This window comes from Streptomyces sp. AC555_RSS877, assembly GCF_019049245.1.
Lineage (GTDB): Bacteria > Actinomycetota > Actinomycetes > Streptomycetales > Streptomycetaceae > Streptomyces.
Genome location: NZ_JAGMUK010000077.1, coordinates 135,133 through 155,225, shown reverse-complemented (window position 1 = coordinate 155,225; position 20,093 = coordinate 135,133). Strand labels below are relative to the sequence as shown.

16 protein-coding genes are annotated in these 20,093 nt (G+C 71.4%); 12 read left to right on the top strand and 4 right to left on the bottom strand.

Annotated features, from left to right (window positions below):
- Positions 1-93 precede the first annotated feature (93 nt).
- From KUM49_RS31300 to KUM49_RS31260, 9 genes are read left to right on the top strand one after another with little or no spacing between them, the layout of a single operon-like run.
- Positions 94-1,242, top strand: coding sequence for a DUF3344 domain-containing protein (locus KUM49_RS31300; RefSeq protein ID WP_217240334.1), 1,149 nt, complete (start codon positions 94-96; stop codon positions 1,240-1,242).
- Between the two features lie 49 nt (positions 1,243-1,291).
- The gene (locus KUM49_RS31295) at positions 1,292-2,473 is read left to right on the top strand and encodes a glycosyltransferase (RefSeq protein WP_217240333.1); all 1,182 of its coding nucleotides are present in this window, start codon (positions 1,292-1,294) and stop codon (positions 2,471-2,473) included.
- Entirely contained in the window at positions 2,470-3,897 is a 1,428-nt protein-coding gene (locus KUM49_RS31290) for an exopolysaccharide biosynthesis polyprenyl glycosylphosphotransferase (protein ID WP_217240332.1), read from the top strand. Before KUM49_RS31295 ends, KUM49_RS31290 begins: the two co-directional genes overlap by 4 nt.
- Positions 3,898-3,902: 5 nt before the next feature.
- Positions 3,903-5,249, top strand: a complete 1,347-nt coding sequence (locus KUM49_RS31285; protein ID WP_308406822.1) for an O-antigen ligase family protein — start codon at positions 3,903-3,905, stop codon at positions 5,247-5,249.
- Positions 5,246-6,934, top strand: coding sequence for a murein biosynthesis integral membrane protein MurJ (gene murJ / locus KUM49_RS31280; protein WP_217240331.1), 1,689 nt, complete (start codon positions 5,246-5,248; stop codon positions 6,932-6,934). Before KUM49_RS31285 ends, murJ begins: the two co-directional genes overlap by 4 nt.
- A complete protein-coding gene (locus KUM49_RS31275) occupies positions 6,918-7,682 on the top strand; it encodes a polysaccharide deacetylase family protein (protein WP_217240330.1) in 765 nt (254 codons plus the stop codon). Before murJ ends, KUM49_RS31275 begins: the two co-directional genes overlap by 17 nt.
- A 1-nt stretch (position 7,683) precedes the next feature.
- The gene (locus KUM49_RS31270) at positions 7,684-8,835 is read left to right on the top strand and encodes a glycosyltransferase (protein WP_217240329.1); all 1,152 of its coding nucleotides are present in this window, start codon (positions 7,684-7,686) and stop codon (positions 8,833-8,835) included.
- Positions 8,832-9,497, top strand: coding sequence for a lipopolysaccharide biosynthesis protein (locus tag KUM49_RS31265; protein WP_217240328.1), 666 nt, complete (start codon positions 8,832-8,834; stop codon positions 9,495-9,497). Before KUM49_RS31270 ends, KUM49_RS31265 begins: the two co-directional genes overlap by 4 nt.
- The gene (locus tag KUM49_RS31260; RefSeq protein WP_217240327.1) at positions 9,494-10,585 is read left to right on the top strand and encodes a GNAT family N-acetyltransferase; all 1,092 of its coding nucleotides are present in this window, start codon (positions 9,494-9,496) and stop codon (positions 10,583-10,585) included. Before KUM49_RS31265 ends, KUM49_RS31260 begins: the two co-directional genes overlap by 4 nt.
- Before the next feature lie 52 nt (positions 10,586-10,637).
- Here the strand turns inward: KUM49_RS31260 and KUM49_RS31255 are convergent, their stop codons facing one another.
- Positions 10,638-11,954 carry a glycoside hydrolase family 26 protein gene (locus KUM49_RS31255; protein WP_217240326.1) on the bottom strand — a complete coding sequence of 439 codons (1,317 nt, stop codon included), beginning with the start codon at positions 11,952-11,954 and terminating at the stop codon, positions 10,638-10,640.
- Between the two features lie 175 nt (positions 11,955-12,129).
- On the opposite strand from KUM49_RS31255, the gene KUM49_RS31250 reads away from it, so the two are divergent.
- Both KUM49_RS31250 and KUM49_RS31245 read left to right on the top strand, forming a co-directional pair.
- Positions 12,130-13,389 (top strand): ATP-grasp domain-containing protein, encoded by a 1,260-nt coding sequence (locus KUM49_RS31250; protein WP_217240325.1) that lies wholly within the window; start codon positions 12,130-12,132, stop codon positions 13,387-13,389.
- On the top strand, positions 13,389-14,651 hold the full coding sequence (locus KUM49_RS31245; protein ID WP_217240324.1) for an NAD(P)-binding domain-containing protein: 1,263 nt from the start codon (positions 13,389-13,391) through the stop codon (positions 14,649-14,651). Before KUM49_RS31250 ends, KUM49_RS31245 begins: the two co-directional genes overlap by 1 nt.
- A gap of 62 nt (positions 14,652-14,713) precedes the next feature.
- Here the strand turns inward: KUM49_RS31245 and KUM49_RS49925 are convergent, their stop codons facing one another.
- A complete protein-coding gene (locus KUM49_RS49925) occupies positions 14,714-15,484 on the bottom strand; it encodes an LPXTG cell wall anchor domain-containing protein (RefSeq protein WP_217240323.1) in 771 nt (256 codons plus the stop codon).
- A 761-nt stretch (positions 15,485-16,245) separates the two neighbouring features.
- A complete protein-coding gene (locus KUM49_RS31235) occupies positions 16,246-16,527 on the bottom strand; it encodes a hypothetical protein (RefSeq protein WP_217240322.1) in 282 nt (93 codons plus the stop codon).
- Between the two features lie 896 nt (positions 16,528-17,423).
- Here KUM49_RS31235 and KUM49_RS31230 point away from each other — a divergent pair.
- Entirely contained in the window at positions 17,424-17,765 is a 342-nt protein-coding gene (locus tag KUM49_RS31230; RefSeq protein WP_217240321.1) for a hypothetical protein, read from the top strand.
- A gap of 706 nt (positions 17,766-18,471) precedes the next feature.
- Here KUM49_RS31230 and KUM49_RS31225 read toward each other — a convergent pair.
- Entirely contained in the window at positions 18,472-20,040 is a 1,569-nt protein-coding gene (locus tag KUM49_RS31225) for a VWA domain-containing protein (protein WP_217240320.1), read from the bottom strand.
- Between the last annotated feature and the right edge of the window lie 53 nt (positions 20,041-20,093).

The following is a 20,093-nucleotide window of genomic DNA, read 5'->3' as shown; positions in this document are numbered from 1 at the left end:
GTTACGCACCTCTCCACGCGCCCTCATGGCACCCACTTCGCCTTCGTGCGCCCCCCTGACACCGCAACCTTTTCCGAAAGGGAAACGCCGGTCATGCGCAATCCTCTTGTCCCACTAATGCACCGCGTGACGGCAGGCGCTCTCGTCCTCGTCGGGAGTTGGGCATCCGTCGGCGCCCCTGCGACCGCGGCCACCGCCCCGCCCTCACCGGAGGCGAGCCGCGTCGCGTTCGCCGAGCGGTACCGCGCACTGCAGCACGGCGGCATCGTGCGCGCGGCCAACACCTCCATCAGCTGCCGTACGGCAGGGGCGGTCCCAAGACCTCCGCAGTCGACGGAGCACGGCTGCCCGGCCGCCCGCGCGGGCGAGGCCGGTGTGAACGGCCACTTCGACACGGACTACATCGACATCGACCGCGACCCGAACACGTACAACTCCTCCCAGGCGGAGGTCCGGCTGCCCAAGGGCTCCCGGGTCAGTTACGCACGGCTGTACTGGGGCGGCAATCTGCGCGTCGGCGAGCAGAAGCCGCCGAAGGACAATGGGCGGGTGCTGATCGCCGAACCCGGCGGGGAGTACAAGGAGGTTCTCGCGGACACGGTCGTCGGCCACCGGGTGGCGAACGGCGCGGACGCCTTCCAGGCCTCGGCGAACGTGACGAAGCTGGTGCGGGACAGCAGGCCTGGTCTGTACACCGTGGCGCAGGTCAACGTGGCGGGAGGCAGGTCGGCGGCCGGCGCGTGGGGCGGCTGGACGCTGGTGGTGGCGTACCGGAACCCGGCGGCGCCCCTGCGGCACCTCGCCCTCTGGGACGGCTTCGACGCGCTGAAGCACGGCGCGGGACAGGAGATCCGGCTGTCGCGGCTGCGCTTCCCCGCCGGCGCGGGCGGCCGCGCCGGTCTGGTCACGTACGACGGAGACCGCGGCGTCACCGGCGACACGCTCACCCTCCGGACCACCCGGGCTGGTACGCACGGTCAGCGCCCTCACACCACGGTCACCCCCCTCACCAACTCCTCCAACCCCGTCGCCGACGTCCTGAACTCCACGATCAGCCAGCCCGGGACGGCCGCGCCCAAGCGTGTCCCGGCGTACGCCAACACCCTCGGCTACGACTCCGATGTCCTCGATCTCGGCCGCGGTCTGCGCAAGGGCGGCAACCAGCTGGCCTTCCGGCTGAAGTCGCAGCGGGACGTGGTGTGGACCGGCGCGCTCTTCATCGCCGTCGACGCCCAGCGGTGAGACGCGTTCCCCGCCGTCCCGAGCACCACCCCGAGCGAGGACATCGCGCATGCATCGGTCACCGACCCTCTCCCGGCCGCGGGTCCTCCACCTTGCCCAGCCCGTGGAAGGCGGCGTCGCCCGCGTCGTGACGAATCTGGCACGGGCGCAGCTCGCGGGCGGCCTGGCGGTGACGACGGCCTGCCCCGACGGCACCCTCAGCGTTGGACTCAGGTCGCTCGGGGCCGACGTACGGCACTGGCACGCCACGCGGTCGCCGGGTCCGTCGCTCGTCCGGGAGGTGCGGCACCTCGCCCGTGTGATCGACGAGGTGCGCCCCGATGTCGTGCACGCCCACAGCGCGAAGGCCGGGCTCGCCGGGCGGCTCGCCGTGCGGGGGCGGATCCCCACCGTGTTCCAGCCACACGCCTGGTCCTTCGAGGCGGTCGGCGGGGTCGCCTCGGCACTCGCGTTGACGTGGGAGCGGTGGGGGGCGCGTTGGGCCTCGCGGGTGGTGTGCGTGAGCGAGGCGGAGCGCGCCACCGGGGTGCGCGCCGGGATCGACGGACGGTGGAGTGTCATCCCCAACGGTGTGGACACCCAGCGCTTCCATCCCGCCCCGGCCGGCACCGTACGAACCGGCCTGGAGCCGTTGCGCGGGGTCGATCCCGCCGCACCGCTCGTCGTCTGCGTGGGGCGGCTGTGCCGCCAGAAGGGGCAGGACGTCCTCCTGACGGCGTGGAGGGCCGTCGCCCACAGGGTGCCCGGCGCGCGTCTCGTGCTGGTCGGAGATGGGCCGGACCGCGACCGGCTGCGGGCGCGGGCGCCGAAGTCCGTGCTGTTCGTGGGAGCCGTCGCCGAGACCTCCCCCTGGTACCAGGCCGCGGATCTGGTCGTTCTGCCGTCCCGCTGGGAGGGTATGGCGCTGGCCCCGCTGGAGGCGATGGCCTGCGGGCGGCCGGTGGTGGTCACGGACGTCGACGGTGCCCGCGAAAGCCTGCCGTTCTCCGTCACCGCGCGGTGCCTGGTCCCGCCCGAGAACCCGGTGGTGCTGGCCGGGGCTGTGGCAGAACTGCTGCTCGACCCGCCGCTGCGCGAGTCCCTCGGCCACCGGGGGCGCCGACACGTGCTGTCCACACATGACGTGCGGCACACCGCCGAGGCAGTCGCGGAGGTCTATCGCGACCTGATCGGCGCATGGCCCGCAGGGCGCGCCGCGCCCATCGAGCACAGGGAGTCCATCCACTCGTGACCGCGGAAAGCACCTTCCCCTCCCCCGGCGCACAGCCCCGGGAACACGGATTCTCGCCCGTATTGCTCCTGCCGCCGCAGGGCACCGACCCGGGCGGCCGGTTCCCCGTCCACAAGCCGCCCCCACGGCCCACCTCGCCGGTGCCGCTGCTCGTCGTGGACGGCGCCGCCGCCCTGCTGGGCGCCCTGACGCTGCCCGGAACACAGCTGCGCCCGCTCCCCGTCACGCTGTTGCTCGCCGCGTCACTGCTGCTGGGGGCGCCCCGCGCACACCCCCCGGTGCCAGGCGTCCTGCCCGAGCTGCCCACCGTCTGCGGCCGGACCGCGGTGGCCTGGCTCGCGCTCGCGGCACTGGTGGCGGCATACCGGCCGGACCACGCGCTGTCCGCCCGCACCCTGCTGGTGGGCTTCGCCGTGCAGGCGGCGGCGGGCTGCGCGCTGCGCGCCGCCGAGTACGCGAGGTGGCGCGCCGTACTCTTGCGCCACCCGTGCACCGCTCTCGTCATCGGCCCGGCTGAGGCCGCGCAGCGCGTGGCCGCCGCTGTGCTGCGGCATCCGTCGTGCGGGATGCGGCCCGTGGGAATCGTGGCGGGCCGCCCGGACGGCACGGAGGGCCTGCCGGTGCTGACGAGCGGGGAGGAAGTCGAGCGGGCGGTCATCCAGAACGGGGTACGGGCGGTGCTGACCGTCCACCCGTCCGTGCGGACCCGACAGGCACCACTGCTGCGCACGCTGGCCGAGGCGGGCTGCGAGGTGTGGGAGGTCGACGCGGGCGCTCCGTCGTACGCGAGACAGGAGCGGCTGGCCGGGTTCCCCTGCCGGCGTCTGGAGATGTCCGCCGCGCGCCGCGGCAGCGCGGGCAAGCGGACGCTGGACATCCTGGTGTCCGGAACCCTGTTGCTGCTGGCCGGCCCCCTGCTGCTGGCGTGCGCGGTGGCACTGCGGATCAGCGACGGGCCGGGCGTGGTGTTCCGGCAGCAGCGCATCGGCAAGGACGGGCGTCCGTTCACGCTGCTGAAGTTCCGCACGCACCGCCCGGTCGACGCGCACGAGGCGGCGACCCGGTGGAGCGTGGCGAACGAGAGCGAGATGCGTGGGCTGTGCCGCATGCTGCGGCGCACCTCGCTCGACGAACTGCTCCAGTTGTGGAACGTTCTCCGGGGCGACATGAGCCTGGTCGGCCCGCGCCCCGAACGGCCTTACTTCGTCGCGCAGTTCCGGCAGACCTACCCCGGTTACGCGGACCGCCACCGCGTGCGCACCGGCATCACCGGGCTCGCCCAGGTCCACGGACTGCGTGGCGACACCTCGATCGAGGACCGCTGCCGGTACGACAACGCCTACATCGACAACTGGTCGCTGTGGCAGGACGTCTGCATCCTGCTGCGTACCGCGGCCACGCTCGTGCGTCCGACGGGGAGCTGAGAACCGTGCGCCTCGCGCTGACGCCGCTCCCGCGCCGGGGCACCTCCCTGCCACCGGTCCTGCCCGTGATGGCCGTGCTCGCCCTGCTGGCACTGCCGCTCACCCCGGACGGCGCAGGTCCCGCCGACGCGATGTCCGGGCTGGCGGTGCTGTACTGCGCGATCCGTCTCGTACGGGACCGGCGGCGCCCCTTGTCGCGTACGGCCGCCATGGTGCTGGGTCTGCCGGTCGTCGGGCTGGCCGTCGCCGCCATGGGGGCACTCTCACCCTGGGCCGGTGTCACCGGAATGGGCCGCTGTCTGCAGGTCTTCGTGCTCGTTCCGGCGGCGGTCCTGCTGCTGATCCGCCACCTGGGTGACTTCCGCCTGCTCACCTGGTCGTTGGTGGGGCTCGCCCTGTGGCAGGGGGCCGTCGGAGTGCACCAGTACGTCACCCGGACCGGCGCCTCCTACCAGGGCGAGGACATCCGCGCCGTCGGCACCTTCGGGCCGCAGGACGTCATGGGCATGGCGACGGTGGCCGCCGTCGGCCTGGTGTGCGCGCTCGGTCTGGCGCTCGGCCGGACCTCCCCGCGACAGCGGTGGGTCGCCGTCGGTTGCGCGCTCGTCCTGCTGGTGCCGCTCGCGCTGTCCTTCAGCCGGGGCGCGTGGATCGCCACGGCCGTGACCTGTGCGGCGCAGCTGGTGCTGGCCGGGCTGCGGCGCGCGCTGAAGACGGCCGCGGCCGTGGCCGCCGTGGGCGTGATCCTGGTGGGCGGCCTCGGCGTCGGCACGGCGATGCTGCAGGAGCGGATCGACAGCATCACGCGGGTCGCCGACGCCCCCGACCAGTCCGTCGTCGACCGGTTCGCCCTGTGGGCGGCCGCGACCGGCATGTGGCGCGACCACCCGGTCACCGGCGTCGGCCTGAAGGGCTTCCCCGAGTACCGGGACGGGTACGCCTCGCCGGCGCTGTCGGCGGCCAGTGACACGGAGGGCGCGGGCTCGGCGTACCGCAGACAGCCGCTCCTGTCGCCGCACAACATGTATCTGCTGGTGCTCAGCGAGCAGGGCCTGATCGGCCTGTCGGCACTCGCCGGGAGCTGGCTGGCGTTGCTGGTGGGCGGGCTGCGGCGCCTGTCGCGGACGCGGGCGTCACAGGGGCCCGGCCTGGACTGCGCGCTCGTCGCCTGCGGACTGCTGGTCTGGCAGCTGACCGACTTCCTGTACGCCGACATCGGCGGCCCCTCCACCGTGCTGACCGGTGTGTGCTTCGGGCTGGCGGCCTGGTGGGCGCTGGCCGGGCACGGCGAGAGGGCGGGCTCGGCGTCTGTTCCGGCGCCGCGGAGCGTCGAGGAGGCCGTGGCGCGATGACGACGACGCCGCCGCGGAGCCCACGGACTGAGCGCGCTTCCGCTTCCGGGACCGAGCGTGCGGCCCTGCCCGCGGCGCGGGCCGCGGACAAAACCGACCTCACCGCGGTCTCCCGGAACTTCCTCGCCAAGGCCACCCTGATCACGGCGTCGCTGTCGATCGCCGGGGCACTGCTCGGCCTGGTGCGCGACCAGGCGCTGGCCCGGATGTTCGGGGCGGGCAGCGAGACGGACGCCTTCCTGATCGCGTGGACCGTGCCGGAGTTCGCCGCCACGCTGCTCATCGAGGACGGGCTGGCCTTCGTGCTGATCCCGGCGTTCAGCATGGCCCTGGCCCGACGCTCCCAGGGCGTCCCCGGAGATCCGGTCCGCTCCCTGGTGGTCGGTACTCTGCCCCGTCTGTCCCTCGGTTTCGTCGCCGTGTCCGCGCTGGTCACCGCCGGGGCCCCGTACCTGGTCGGGGTTCTGGCGCCCGGCCTGCCCGATCCCCGTCTCGCCGTCGACTGCACCCGGCTGACGGCGATCTGCGTGCTGACCTTCGGGCTCGCCGGGTACTGCAGCGCGGTCCTGCGGGCACATCGGCGCTTCCTGGCCGCCGCGACGATCTACGTCGCCTACAACACCGGCATCATCGCCACGATGTCCCTGCTCGGGAAGGACTGGGGCGTACGATCGGCCGCGGCGGGGGTCGCGGTCGGCGGCTGCCTGATGGTGGCGGTCCAACTCCCCTCGATGTGGCGGCAGTTGAAGAGTCGTACGCCCGCGTCCGGCGATGCCGTGGTCGAGGCAGGCCCGATGCGCCTCTCCCTGCTGGGCGCCGTTCTGGTCTTCGCCCTGTGCCGCCAGTCCCAGGTCCTGATCGAACGGTTCCTCGCCTCCACCCTTCCCGCCGGGGCCATCTCGCACCTCAACTACGCGCAGAAGGTGGCCCAGATCCCCATGACGCTGTCGCTGATGCTGTGCACCGTCACCTTCCCGGTGATCGCACGGGCGCTCGCGGACGGCGACACGGAACGGGCCCGGACCCGTGTGGAGCGGGACCTGGCCCTGGCTTCCTGGCTGCTGCTCCTCGGCGCGTCCGCGGTGATCGCCTGCTCCTCGCAGATCACCGAACTCCTCTTCCAGCGGGGCGCGTTCACGGCGCGGGACACGGCGGCGACGTCGGGCGTGCTGCGTGTGTACGCCCTCGGGCTGCTCGGCCAGACCCTGGTGGGCGTCCTGATCCGCTCCTACTTCTCGGCGGGGCGGCCCACCTGGTACCCGGTCGGCGCCATGGCGGCAGGCATCATCGCGACCTCATGGATCGGGGTGGTGACCGTGGGTCCGTGGGGTGTGCCCGGTATTGCCGCCGCCAACGCCGCCGGCATCACCGTCACGGCGGCACTGCTGCTCGCCGGCCTCGCCGGCAAGCCCGGGCGCCGCGGCCCGCGCGGGGTCCCGATCCGTGTCGGGCCGGTGCTGGCCGAGCTGAGCAGGCCGCTACCGGCCGCGGTGGTCGCGACGGTCACGGGGGCGTTGGCCGCGAGTGGGCCCCAGTCCCCGGTGGCGGGCCTCCTGACCGGATGCGTGACCGTGGCCGCGGTGTTCCTCCCGCTCAGCCGGGCCCTGGGCACCGAGGGCCGCGCATCCGCACTCCATTCCGTACGTACCGTCACACGGAGGCTGACGCATGGCCGTTCCCGTTGATTCCCCCGTCACCGGCACAGTCCTCGCGGCGCGCCCCCGGCGGGCCCCCTGGGTGGCGATGTACCACTCCGTGGGCGACTGCTCGGACGACCCGTACCGCATCACGGTCAGCCCTGAGCGGCTGGAACGGCAGCTGGCCTGGCTGAGCCGACGCGGGCTGCGCGGTGTGTCCCTGCGCGAACTGATCGCCGCCCGCGCCCGGGGGCGGCGAAGGGGCCTGGTCGGTCTCACCTTCGACGACGGATACGCCGACTTCCTCACCCACGCCCTTCCGGCGCTGCTGCGCTGGAACTGCGGCGCCACCCTCTTCGTCCTGCCCGGACGCCTCGGCGGCGTCAACTCCTGGGATCCTCTCGGCCCGCGCAAGCCGCTGCTGAGCGCCGACGGCATCCGGCGCGCGGCCGCCGAGGGCATGGAGATCGGCTCGCACGGGCTGACCCACGTCGATCTCACCCGGTCCGACGACGCCACCCTGAAGGCCGAGGTCGCCGACAGCAGGGCACTGCTGGCGGAGCTGACCGGCGCTCCGGTCGACGGCTTCTGCTATCCCTACGGCACGGTCGACCGGCGCGCCGTCGCCGCCGTACGGGAAGCCGGGTACACCTACGCCTGCGCCATCGCTCCCGGCCCGTTGACCGGCCCGCACGCCCTCCCGCGGCTGCACATCGGCGAGAACGACACGGCCTGGCGGCTCCACCTCAAGCACCGGCTGCACCGGCTGCGCCGGCGCCCCGTGGCGGGTGTGTGACATGAAGGCTCTGCACGTCATCACCGGTCTCGGCGTCGGCGGCGCCGAACAGCAACTGCGCCTGCTGCTGCGTCACCTCCCCGTGGACTGCGAGGTGGCCGCCCTCACCAACCCCGGTGCTGTCGCCGACGGGCTGGTCGCCGACGGCGTCCGCGTGCACCACCTCGGCATGGGCGGCAACCGCGACCTGTCCGCGCTCCCCCGCCTGGTCCGCCTGATCCGAGCGGGCGGCTACGACCTGGTGCACACCCACCTCTATCGCGCCTGCGTCTACGGGCGGCTCGCCGCCCGCCTCGCGGGCGTCAGGGCCGTGGTCGCCACCGAACACTCCCTCGGCGACTCACAGATGGAAGGCAGGAAACTGACGGCGGGCGTCCGCGCCCTCTACCTCGCCAGCGAGCGCCTCGGCTCTGCCACGGTCGCCGTCTCTCCCGTGGTCGCCGACCGTCTCAGACGCTGGGGTGTGCCCGCCCCGCGCATCGAGGTCGTCCCCAACGGCATCGACGTCACCCGTTTCCGCTTCGACCTGTCCCGGCGCCACCACACCCGCCGCCGCCTCGGCCTGCCGGAGCACGCCTACGTCGTCGGCGGGATCGGCCGGCTCACCCCGGGCAAGCGCTTCGACGTCCTGATCCGGGCGATCGCCCGGCTTCCCGACGACCACTGGCTGCTGCTGGTCGGCGCGGGCCCGGAGTCGAGCGTCCTGCGTCGCACGGCCCATGAGGCCGGCGTGGCCGAACGCGTCCTGTTCACCGGCGAACGCCCCAATCTCCCCGACGGCTCCCCCGGCCCCGACCTGCCCTCCCTCACCGCCGCCATGGACCTGCTCGTCTCACCGGCCCCGGAGGAGTCCTTCGGACTGGCAGTCGTGGAGGCCCTGGCTTCCGGGCTGCCCGTGCTCTACGCCTCGTGCCCGGCGATCGAGGACCTGCCCCCGCGGGCCGCCGCCGCGGCCCGGCGGGTGCGCGGCGGTCCGGAGGCGTACGCCCGCGCCGTCGCCGAGGTCCGCGCGGCCGGTGCACGGCCCCGTACGGTCCCGGCTGCCGCCCACCGCTACAGCATCACCCGCAGCGCCGCCCGGCTCATGGACGTGTACGCGGCGGCGGTGTCCAGTTCGTCGTCCCCCTCACCCCAGGGAGCCAATTCGTCATGACCGAAAACCCCATCGCCTGTTCCCGGCCGTCCGGGCGTCAGTTCCGCGCCGCGGCCTGGCTGCCCTGGGTGCTGCTCGTGGCCGGCACGCTCGTCGGCGGCCTGGCCGGCGGCGCCTACGGCCTGCTGAGAGCCCCGGTGTACACGGCCACCAGCTACGTCGTCGCGGTACCCACCGAGGAGTCCGACCCGGCCTCCGCGCTGGGCTTCGCGCAGGCATACGGCCGGGCCGCCACGCAACTCGCGGTGCTCGGGGACGCGCAGGTGTCGGCGGACGTGCCGGTACGGACGCTGCAGCGGAGCGTGCGGACGGCCACCTCGCCGGACGCCCCGATGGTCGCCGTCTCGGCCACCTCGCGACGCCCCGGTACCGCCGCCCGCATGGCCAACGCCGTCGCCCACGCCCTGACCCTGCACGCGAACGGCACCAAGAACAGCACCCACGTCCAACTCGTCCAGTTCTCGCAGGCGGTGCGGCCGACCGAGCCGTCGTCCGCGTCGCCGCAGTTGACCACCCTGGTCGGCACCAGCGCGGGCGGCCTGCTCGGCGGCCTGCTGCTGCTCGTCCGTCCGAGGCGCACCACAACCGGGGACGACGAACCCGTCCGACCCGCTCCGGTGCCCGTTCCGGCCCCAGCCGCCGACGTGCACGGACAACTGTGACAGCGGCGTACACCACGGAAATCGTCACCGACACGCACGCCTTCGCCGAGCTGGGCCCGCAGTGGGGGCGGCTGTACGAGCGGTGCGGCGCGGCGACCCCCTTCCAGAACCACGCCTGGCTGCACTCGTGGTGGCTGTCGTACGGCAGGCCCGGCCGGCTGCGGCTGGTGCTGGTGCGCGCGGGCGCCGAACTCGTCGCCGCCGCGCCCCTGATGTTCCGGCGCGGTCCGGTGCCCACACTGGTACCCCTCGGCGGGGTGATCTCCGACTACGGGGACGTGCTCATCGAAGACGAGCGGGCGGATCGGGCGGCCGTCGCGCTCACCGAGGTGCTCTCGACCGCCGCCCACACGGCGCTGATCGACTTCCGCGAGGTACGGCCGGGCGGTGCGGTCGAACGCGTCTACGACCGTTGGAGCGGCCCGCACCACCGGATGCAGGACTCGCTGTGCCTGGAACTGCCGGCCGCGCCCATGGACGCGCTGGTGTCCCGGCTGCCGTCCCACGGGGCCCAGCGGGTGCGCGCCAAGTTGCGCAGGCTGAGGTCGCTCGGTGTGGAACGGCATGTCGTACGGCCGGACCAGGTGAACGCGGCGCTGCGGCGGCTGCTGGAGCTGCACCGGCTGCAGTGGCAGGGACGGAAGGTGACGCCGGAGCATCTGCGCACCCGTTTCTGCGAGCATCTGGTCCGCTCCGTGGGACCGATGGTGCGCTCCGGCGACGCGGTGGTCACCGAGTTCCGGCTCGACGGCGACGTGGTGGCCGTGGACCTCACGCTGCTGTCGCGCCGGATCACAGGCGGATACCTGTACGGCGCCCATCCGCGTCTACGGGAAAGCAAGGCGGACGTGGCGGTGATGCTCCTCGACGCGTGCACCCAGCACATGAGCATCAGCGGACTCAGCGGACTGGGCACTCTGAGCCTGCTGCGCGGCGACGAACCCTACAAGCACCGCTGGCGCCCCGAACCCGTCGCCAACCAGCGGCTACTGCTGGCCCGGCGACGCACGGCCCCGCTGATGTCGGCGGTGGTCGGCGACGTGGCCGCGCGTCGCCGGTGCAAGGAGTTACTGAGTCGCTTCCGGTAGTGGTCGCCGGTGACGGCGAGCCCCTCTCGGGACCCGCCGTCACCGGCGACCGCTACCGGGTCCACGGCCACCTGTCGGGACGCGAGCACGCCTTCCGGCCGAGCCAGGACTCGACCCAGTCGCCAAGACGCAGCGGCGAGCAGCCCGTCGAGCGCCAGGGTGCGAGAAGTGCGGTGGGCAAAGGCAGCGTCGCGGGTTCGCCGGTGCGACCGGAGAGCACGGACCGGTAGACCCGGGACGAACCCGGGTTGGCCGGGCACTGCCAGACACCGTGCGGACAGTAGTCGGTCAACGTGTTGTACAGCGGCTTGTGCGCATCGATCCAGGCGAGCATCCGCCGCATGTATTCGTCGTTGTCACCGTTACGGAACAGTCCCCATTCTGGATAGGAAATAGGCTTGTTGTGCGATTTTGCGAAATCCACGTGCGCTTGAAGTCCGTAGGGCTCATTCACCTGTTCGTCGAAGGGCATTCCTTGCGGCTGGTCGTACGTGTCCATGCCGATGATGTCGACGCTGCCGTCCCCCGGAAAGCACTGCGTCCAGGGGATTGCGTCGCGACCGCGGCTCGGCGTGAAGTCGAACCGGAATCTCTGGCCCGGCACCGAACGCATAGTGGTGACGATGTTGTTCCAGTACGTCTTCCAGGCCTCCGGGTCGGGCCCGCAGCGATGGGTGTACGTCGTGCCGTTCATCTCCCAGCCCAGCACCAGGATCGTGTCCGGCATGCTCAACGCCACCAGCCGCTCGGCGAGGGTGCGGAAGTGGTGATCGAAGTGTCCGGCAGCACCCTGTCGCAGCAGCCGCCGGACCTCGGCGTCCGAGACACCCGCCTCGTTGCGCTCCAGCATGGGCACGTTGAGGACGAACAGCCGGTCGTCCTTGGCCCTGCGCCAGCGCGCCCACACGTCGAGGAAGCCCGGTGCGCCCTCGATGTTGCTCCAGCGGTCACCGGGCAGATAGCTGTGGCCGACGCGCAGCTCGGCACCCCCCAGCCAGTTGCTGAGTCCCTTCATGCGCACCACACCCTGGGTCCCGGAGTTGAGGAAAGCGCCGAAGGCGGGGCTCTCCTGGCCGGGCGCCGGTTTCGTCGGCCCCGTGGCGGAAGGGGTCGGCGGGGTCGGCTGCGGCAGCTCGGGGAGGGACGGGACCGGGTTGACCGCGGGCGCCTGCGGGGACGACGACGCGGCCGATGCGGTCACCCCGGGCCCGGTCTGCGCCGGGGCGGCCGTCGTCGGAGCGGAAGGATCGGCGGAGGGCGGTGTCCCCGCCGCGAAGCCGGCGCCGGACGCCAGCGCGGCCGAGAGGGCGACTGCCGCGGAGACGACCGTCAGCCGCCCGGTCCGGGCCCGGCGATTCTGCAGAACCATGCCTGCTCCTCTCCCCGCTCTCACTCTGTCCTCTGCCCTCGTTCATTCCATGTCGCACTACTGACACGCAGTCACATGAAGTCAGTCACACGAAATGGAATGGCGCCATCGCTCTTACGGCTTTCGAGTACCTCGCTCCCCTGTGCGGGTGAGCCGATCCGAAGGAATGAGATCCGTGCCGCTGCTCGACACCCGCGTCCCCGCCGTTCTGCTGCGGATCGACCGGAATCCCTTTCACCACGGAACGCTGGGCGCCGTGCGCTCGCTCGGCAGAGCGGGAGTCGAGGTGCATGTGGTCGCCGATTCCATGGGAAGTCCCGTCACCAGATCGCGCTTCGTCAGCGAAACGCATCCTCCGCCGCCGCCCGGGGCATCCCCCGGCGAGATCGCCGTCGTGCTGCGCCGGGTGGCCACCCGGGTCGCGCGTCCCGCCGTCCTGGTCCCGATGGACGACGCGAGCGCGGTCGCCGTGAGCCGCATGCGCGAGGAACTCACCCCCTCGTATCTGCTGCCCGCCACGCCCGGCGCACTGCTCGAACGCGTCGCCGACAAGGCCGGACTGGCCCTCGTATGCGCTTCTGTGGACATCCCGCACCCGGTCACGCTGATCCCGGACAGCTCGACGCAGGCCGCCGACGCAGCCCGGCGGCTGGGTCTGCCGATGGTGGCGAAGTGGAGCCGGCCCTGGCAGGTGCCGACGGGCAGCGGGCTGCACAGCACGGTGCTGGTGAGGTCCGCGCAGCAGGCGCGGGAGCTGTATCTGCGTACCGCGGAGGCCGGCAGCCCGCTGCTGCTGCAGGCGTATCTGCCGTCGGGCCCGGACCGCGACTGGTTCTTCCACGGATACTCCGACCGCTCCTGCGCCGTGCGCGCGGGCGGGCCAGGCCGCAAGCAGCGGGCGTGGCCGCGCGGAGCGGGCCTGACCGTGGTCGGCCGCTGGACGGACAACCCGCAGGTGCGGGCGCTCGCCGAGCGGCTCACCGGTGAGCTGGGCTATCGCGGAATCTTCGACCTCGACTTCCGTCGCTGCGACACGACGGGCCGCTACCACCTGCTCGACTTCAACCCCCGTCCCGGCGCCCAGTTCCGTCTCTTCTCCGACACCGCCGGGCTGGACGTCGTACGCGCCCTGCACCTCGACCTGACCTACCGCCAACTGCCGGCGGCCCAGCCGCTGGTGGGACGGTCTTTCGTGGTGGAGAACTACGCGCCGCTCGCCGCGCTGCGGCCGGCGCCCCGCGGGCGCGAACTTGCCTGGCACGCCTCGGACGACCCGGCTCCCGGCCGGGCGATGCGGGCCCTGTGGTGCCGCCATGTGTTCCGCGGGCTGCGGGAGCGGCTGCGCTCGGCCGCGACGGCTCCCGCACCGACGCGCGTGGTCCGCCAGGCGGCCACGCCGACCCCGACCGACGACGAGAAAGCGAGTAGCTGCTGATGTACGACCTGCTGGTGGTGGGCGCCGGACCGTACGGCCTGTCCATCGCGTCCCATGCCGCGGCAGCCGGGCTGAACCTGCGCGTCCTCGGGCGGCCCATGGCGTCCTGGCGGGACCACATGCCTCGCGGCATGTTCCTCAAGTCGGAGCCCTGGGCTTCCAACCTCGTTGACCCCGACGGCCGTTGGCGGCTGGACGCCTACTGCGCGACCCAGGGCCTGACGGCGCGGCACGCCGAACCGATCCCGGTGGCGACGTTCGCCGCGTACGGCCTGTGGTTCGCGCACCACGCCGTACCCCAGGTGGACGAGCGCATGGTGAGCCGGGTGACGGCCCGCGCGGCCGGATTCGAGGCGGTCACGGAGGATGGGGAGGTACTGCGCGCCCGGACGGTGGCACTGGCGGTAGGCGTCATGCCCTTCGTGGAGGTGCCGTCCCCGCTGCGTGGCCTGCACCCCGCGCTCGTCTCGCACAGCAGTCACCACAATGACCTCGGCCGCTTCCGGGGCAGGGACGTCACGGTGATCGGCGGCGGCCAGGCGGCCCTGGAGACCGCTGCGCTCCTCGCCGAACAGGGCACGCGCGTACGGGTACTGGCCCGAGCCGACGGGCTGGGCTGGAACGATGTGCCACCGCCGTGGCAGCGCCCCTGGTGGCAGTCGGCCCGCGCCCCGCACAGCGGGCTCGGCTGCGGCTGGCGCAACTGGTTCTACGCCGAGCGCCCGGGGCTCTTCCGCCGCCTTCCCGAGCCGACCCGGGCCCGCATCACGGCCACCGCGCTGGGACCGGCGGGCGCCTGGTGGGTACGGGACCGGGTCGAGCAGGCGGTGGAGATGCTGCTCGGCCGCGAGGTCGCAGCGGCCCGTGTGGTGCCGGGCGGCGTACGGCTGGAGACGGTGAGCCGGACCGGCAAGCGGTGCTTCCTGGAGACAGAGCACGTGATCGCGGCCACGGGGTTCCGGCCGACCCTGGACCGGCTCGGCCTGCTCTCCGAAGAACTACGCGGGAGCCTGGCGACGGCTGTCGACGGCTCCCCCGCGGTCGAGCGGGACTTCGAGTCCTCACACCCGGGACTGTTCATGGGGGGACTGGTGACCGCCTCCACGTTCGGGCCGGCCATGCGCTTCGTCCACGGCGCCATGTTCACGGCCACGACGCTCGTACGAGGGGTGTGCCACCGACTGCGCACCACGCCGCCCGTCGGAACGATCCCTGCGGCGGTGGGTCGGGGGCGCCCGGAAGCGGTGCAGGCACACCCCTGACAGACGGAGTGGCCCCGGGTGCCGGACACGGTCCGTGTCCGGCACCCGGAAGGGGACAGACGCTACCGACGGGACGCGGCCCGGCCTCGGCGGTACAGGATGGCGCCACCCGACATCAGCAGCACGGCGGCACCCGCGGCCATGAACGCCCCCTCCCCGGCGCCGGTGTTCGGAAGGGAGGGTGGCTCCGCCGGAGGTGAGGCAGGCGGGGTGACGGGCGGCGTGCCCGATGGCACCGACTGGGGCGGCGTGGTGGAGGGAGTCGCAGGCGGCGTGTCCGAGTCGTCGCCGTAACCGGCCTCGTCGCCGTAACCGCCGTCTTCGCCGTAACCGGCCTCGCCGCCGCCGTAACCGCCGTCTTCGCCGTAACCGGCCTCGCCGCCGCCGTAACCGGCCTCGTCGTCGCCGTAACCGCCGTCTTCGCCGTAACCGGCCTCGTCGTCGCCGTAACCGCTGTCGTCGACCTTGCTGCTGTCACTGACCTTGGCGACGACGTCCTTGCCGCTGTCATCGACCTTGCCGACGACGTCCTTACCGCTGTCATCGACCTTGCCGACGACGTCCTTACCGCTGTCATCGACCTTGCCGACGACGTCCTTGCCGCTGTCATCGACCTTGCCGACGACGTCCTTGCCATAAGCGCCGTCGTCGCTGTCGTCGCCGTAACTGTCGCCGTCGGTGTGCCCTCTGACGGAGTTGTGATCGGCGTGCTCGCGAGGGGCGCTGTCATCGGACTGGGCGCCGAGCGATCCCCCCGCGGGCCCTTCGGACTGTGCGTCCGCGAATGCCGGGATGCCGCACAGGGACAGGATGCCGGTCGCGGCTGCGGCCACGACCATTCCCTTACGCAGGTTCTGTCGCAATCTCTTCGTCTTCCTATTCGAAGAAGTGGGAAAATCCGACCTGGAACCGAGGGACTGGTCGAAGGTCAGCCTGGCCACAGCCGGTCGGCTGGTGCTCACACGCCTAACCATTCGCCAGACTGGCAGGTTCTGTGCGGAAACTTGTACGTGTTGTACGCGGAAATCCGTGGGATTATCTGCCACAGGAGCGGGGGCCCAGGGCGGTCGGGAGTATGTTCGGTTCCGTGCAGCGGGAAGCGAACCGGAAAGGCTTTCTCGTCAGTTCCTCCCTCTCTTCCTGCGGCTGCGCCGGGGAGCGGCTTCACGCCTGCCGTGGTTTCGTCGCCACTGGATTTTCTGACTGGTCAGATGATGGGACCCCGTGAAATGCCAGTGCCGGCATCCGGGGCACCTATAGATCCGGTCCGGAATCTTCTCGATCAGTGGCTGCCTGATGAGCCAGGCACGAGCTTCACTCTCGGTCCGGAATGACGCCTTCCCCGTTTCCGGGCAACGCGGCAGGATGACCGTGTCACTCATGTCCCCTCCGAAGTGCGCTACACGATGCGGTCGCCTACGGCGTGGTGATTTCTTGCTGAAGGACCGCCTCGGGAAACGGAAAGCGCCTCTCCCTTGGGCGGATGAGGACGTCACCTCATCCGCCCGTCAGGGAAAGACGCTTTCAGGTCAGGCCACGGCCCCCAAGGGGATCAAGAAAGGATGCCCCGAACCGCTGAACTGGACTCGAGCGATCAGCCCGCCACCGGCACGGCGACCTCGTCGTCGCCCAGCAGGTCGAGGACCAGGTCAAGGGTGTTCGTCGAGTCGACAGCGGCCGTGGCCGTCGCGGTGTTCTCGTTCTCGTTGTCGTTCTCGTTCGCGTTGACGTTGGTGTTCTCGTTCGTGATGGTGATGGGCTGGTCGCCGCCACCAGTGGGGGTGCTGTCGCAGGCGCTGGCAGCCGAGGCGGAACCCGCGAGGAGGGCAACCGCCGCGAGGGTCGAGGCGGCGCCCAGCTTCATGCTCTTGCGCATTCGAAATCTCCGTTCTGTTTCTTCCTCTCTGGAAGAACGGAACCGATATTGCCTCGGCGTGGAAGGCCGCACAACTTGAAAGGGCCCAGGGCCCGGAAGTTCATCCACATGGCCCTGTACTGCAGATGGCACGGGCTGCCGAACCCCCAGGCCACATCAAGGTCGGTCACCGAATGGAGCAATGACACAAAAGATGAGAAGCGGATTTGAATGACAGTCATTTCGAACTTCAGCCCGAGACGCGAGGTCGGTAGTCAGTACTCCAGCAGCGGTTCTCCATTTCCACTGCCCCAGGCACTGCTTTTGACCAAGGGGACTTGTCGGCACGGAGCGGTGCCGGCGTTGCCACCGTCCGCTTCTCCGGCCGTTCATCGAACCCAAGCGGTAGCAGGTGACCGTCACAGTCCTGGAGGCCGAACTCTTCGGCATTCGCGTCGTGGCGGGGAAAGGATGTCCCGCGAGGTACCGGTGAGGTCGATCGAGTCGAAGACACCTCGAGGCCCGTCGCAGGGGCCGGAAGTCGTAGAGGGGCCGACTTGAAGACAGCCTCGAAGATCGGCTCCAGCACCAGCTTGAGGGCTGCCCGGACCACCCGGTCCGACGGCCGGGATGCCGAGCTCGCGCACCGTCCCTCTGCCGTACGGAGCGAAGAGCCTCCAGGACGTACCGCATCCAGCCCATATCCGTCAGGTGCGCCGCCGTCGCAGCCGGAGCGGGGGTGATGTGCGCCTGTAGCCAAACGGCAGATCACCTGAGTGGAGCAGCACATGTTGCAAGCTACTTGCGACATGTGGTCACATCTTCCCGAAAACGGCGTGTAAGGGGTATTTGGACGCCGTATATCGAGGGCAACCGCCTGTGGCGGCCTGCTTCCAGTGACACTTTGAGAGGAATCCATGCCTCACCGCATGATCCGTTCGGCGGCCACCGTGCTGCTGGCTTCCGCGCCGCTCTTCGCCGCCGTGCCCGCGCAGGCAGCCGCGCAGCAGGACTTCCCCTGTGACGTCGACGTCCAGAAGGTCGACGATGAACTGACCAGCAAGGTCACCTTCACCATTGCATGCGACGAGGCACGGACCGTCGTTGCGAAAATCGCAGTCGGCGGCGCCATCGTGAACCAGCGCCATACCATTCAGGCCGGTACCGCACAGTCCTTCACCGTCACCGTGAACAAGGTCCCGCAACTCTGCGCCACGCTGGAGACCGACGGTAAGACAACCACGGCCTGCAGCGCCTGACGGTGTTCCGTTAGCCTGCCCGTTTCGATTCCGGCGGTGTCCGGATCGCGACGGAATAGCGAAAGTGCCTTCTGAGCTGGGGCGATGAGGGGCCTGTTCCAAGGTCTCCGCAGTCCCAGCAGGAAGGCACTTTTTGCGCGCGTACCACCGGGTCTCACCTCGAGCTCGTCGTCCCGTCCAACGGTCCCGGGGTGCTCAACTGCCGGACCCCGCCCTCCGACCGATCCAGCCGATGCCACCGGCCTGGCCCCCAGCCTTCCCCGAACGGCGTCGGCGGCGTCCGAGCGGCACCGGACGCGCCCCGGACGGACCGCGGTCGATCTGGTGGTGATGCCCGCCGACGGCGGGGAGGCCATCGTGGACCTGTCCCTGCCACGCGACCGGTCCGAGCTGTTCGGGCCATCGGCTCCCACTTCAACTGCCTGGCGTCTGCCGGTCGGCACCGACGTCGCCTCATGGCACTGCGGCCGGCCCGCGCCGCCGCACGCAACCTCCTCGTCGGGGATGTCGGGGCCCTACGTGTTCAGTTGGGGAATGTCCTTCTCGTCCAACCTGAGATGTCCCAAGCGACCAACCCCGCGGTTGTGGCGGTGACATCGCGGGCCATGCCGACGCGGTCCGCCGGGTCGAGCCGTGCGGACGTACGGCAGGTACGCCGGCCGGGCCGAGAGGAAGCCGAGAGGAAGCTGTGCGGATGAGCCCGCGGCTACCTGAGGTCGCCGGCCCGGTGGATCGCTTCGGCGAGTTGGCGTATCGCCTTGGTGTCGGTGATGAAGGCCAGTTTGTCGGCCCGTTCGGCGAGTTCCAGCAGGGACGGGGCGGCGGGGAGCGGGCTCCAGCGGGTGTCGGTACGGCTGCGGGTATCGCCGTAACCGGAGCGTAGGGCGTCTGCGAAGTACGCGGCCAGGGCAGCGACTTGGAGGCCACTGTTCGCGCTCCACAGGGATTGGTCGAGGGAGGCGGTCTCCACTTGGCCCGACTCCTCGTGCGGGGTGCGGGTGCTGGGGTCCTGCCAGCGGACGGTCGCGGTGGCGAGGTGGCCGTCGGCGCCGGACTTGGTGCGGACGGCGTAGAGGGCGGTCACGGTGTGGCCGGGGCCGACCTCGCCGCCGTCGACGCGGTCGTCGCGGAAGTCGTCGTCGGCGACGCGGCGGTTGTCGTAGCCGACCAGGCGGAACTCGGCGACCGTCTCCGGGTCGAAGGCGACCTGGGCCTTGGCGTCGCGGGCCGTGAGGTCGATGTTCTTCGGGAGCTGCTCACAGAAGACCGTACGGGCCTCGTCGGCGTCGGAGACGTACGTCGTGTTGCCGTCGCCCTTGTCGGCGAGGCGTTCCATCAGGGCGTCGCCGTATTCGCTGCCGACGCCGACGCCGAACAGGGTGATGCCGTGTTCGCGGCGGGCGCCGTCGATGCGTTCGAGGATGGAGTCGGGGTCGGTGTCGCCGTCGTTGGCGAGGGCGTCGGAGACGAGGACGACCCGGTTGGTGGCGCCCTTGCGCAGGCCCTCGACGGCCGTGGAGTAGCCGGTCTCGACGCCGGCGGCGAGGTTGGTGGAGAAGGTCGGCTCCAGGTTGTCGATCGCTTCGTGGATCTCGCCTCGGTTGCCGTCGAGGCGGGTCATCGGCAGGACGGTCTCGGCCTTGTCGCTGAAGGTGACGATGGCGACCGAGTCGTCGTCGCGCAGTCGGTCCGTCATCACGCCGAGGGACTTCTGGGCGAGGTCGAGGCGGCCCGGTTCGGCCATGGAGCCGGAGATGTCGATGACGAAGGTCAGGGCGGCGGGCGGGCGTTCGCCGCTCTGCTCGGCCGCACCCCGGGTGGCGAGGCCCACGCGGACCAGGGACCAGTCGTCCTCGTCGGTGCGGGCGCCGTCGACGGTCACCGTGAAGCCGTTGCCGTCGGGGCGCTCGTAGTCCTGGCGGAAGCTGTTGACGAACTCCTCGGGGCGGATCGTCGACGGGTCGGGCCGCTGCCCGTCGGCGAGCGTGCGGCGGGCGTAGCCGTAGGAGGCGGTGTCGACGTCGAGGGCGAAGGTGGAGAGGTAGTCGGGCGAGGGGGCGACCTCGCGGGACTCGTCGTCGGGGCGGTCGCCGTCGTTGTCGCTGTCCTGTTCGCCGGTGCCCCGGTTGTGGTCGGGGGCGGGAAAGCCGGTCGCCCCGTCCGCGCTGCCGTGGTCGCCGCTGTTGCCCGCGCCGCACCCGGTGAGCAGCAGGCCGCCCGCCGCGGTGATCGCGAGCAGGGCGGCGCGCAGCCGTCGTATTCGATACCGCTCCATCTTCCGTGCCCCCTTGGTCTATGACGCCTTGTCTGTGACTGTGACGGCGCGGG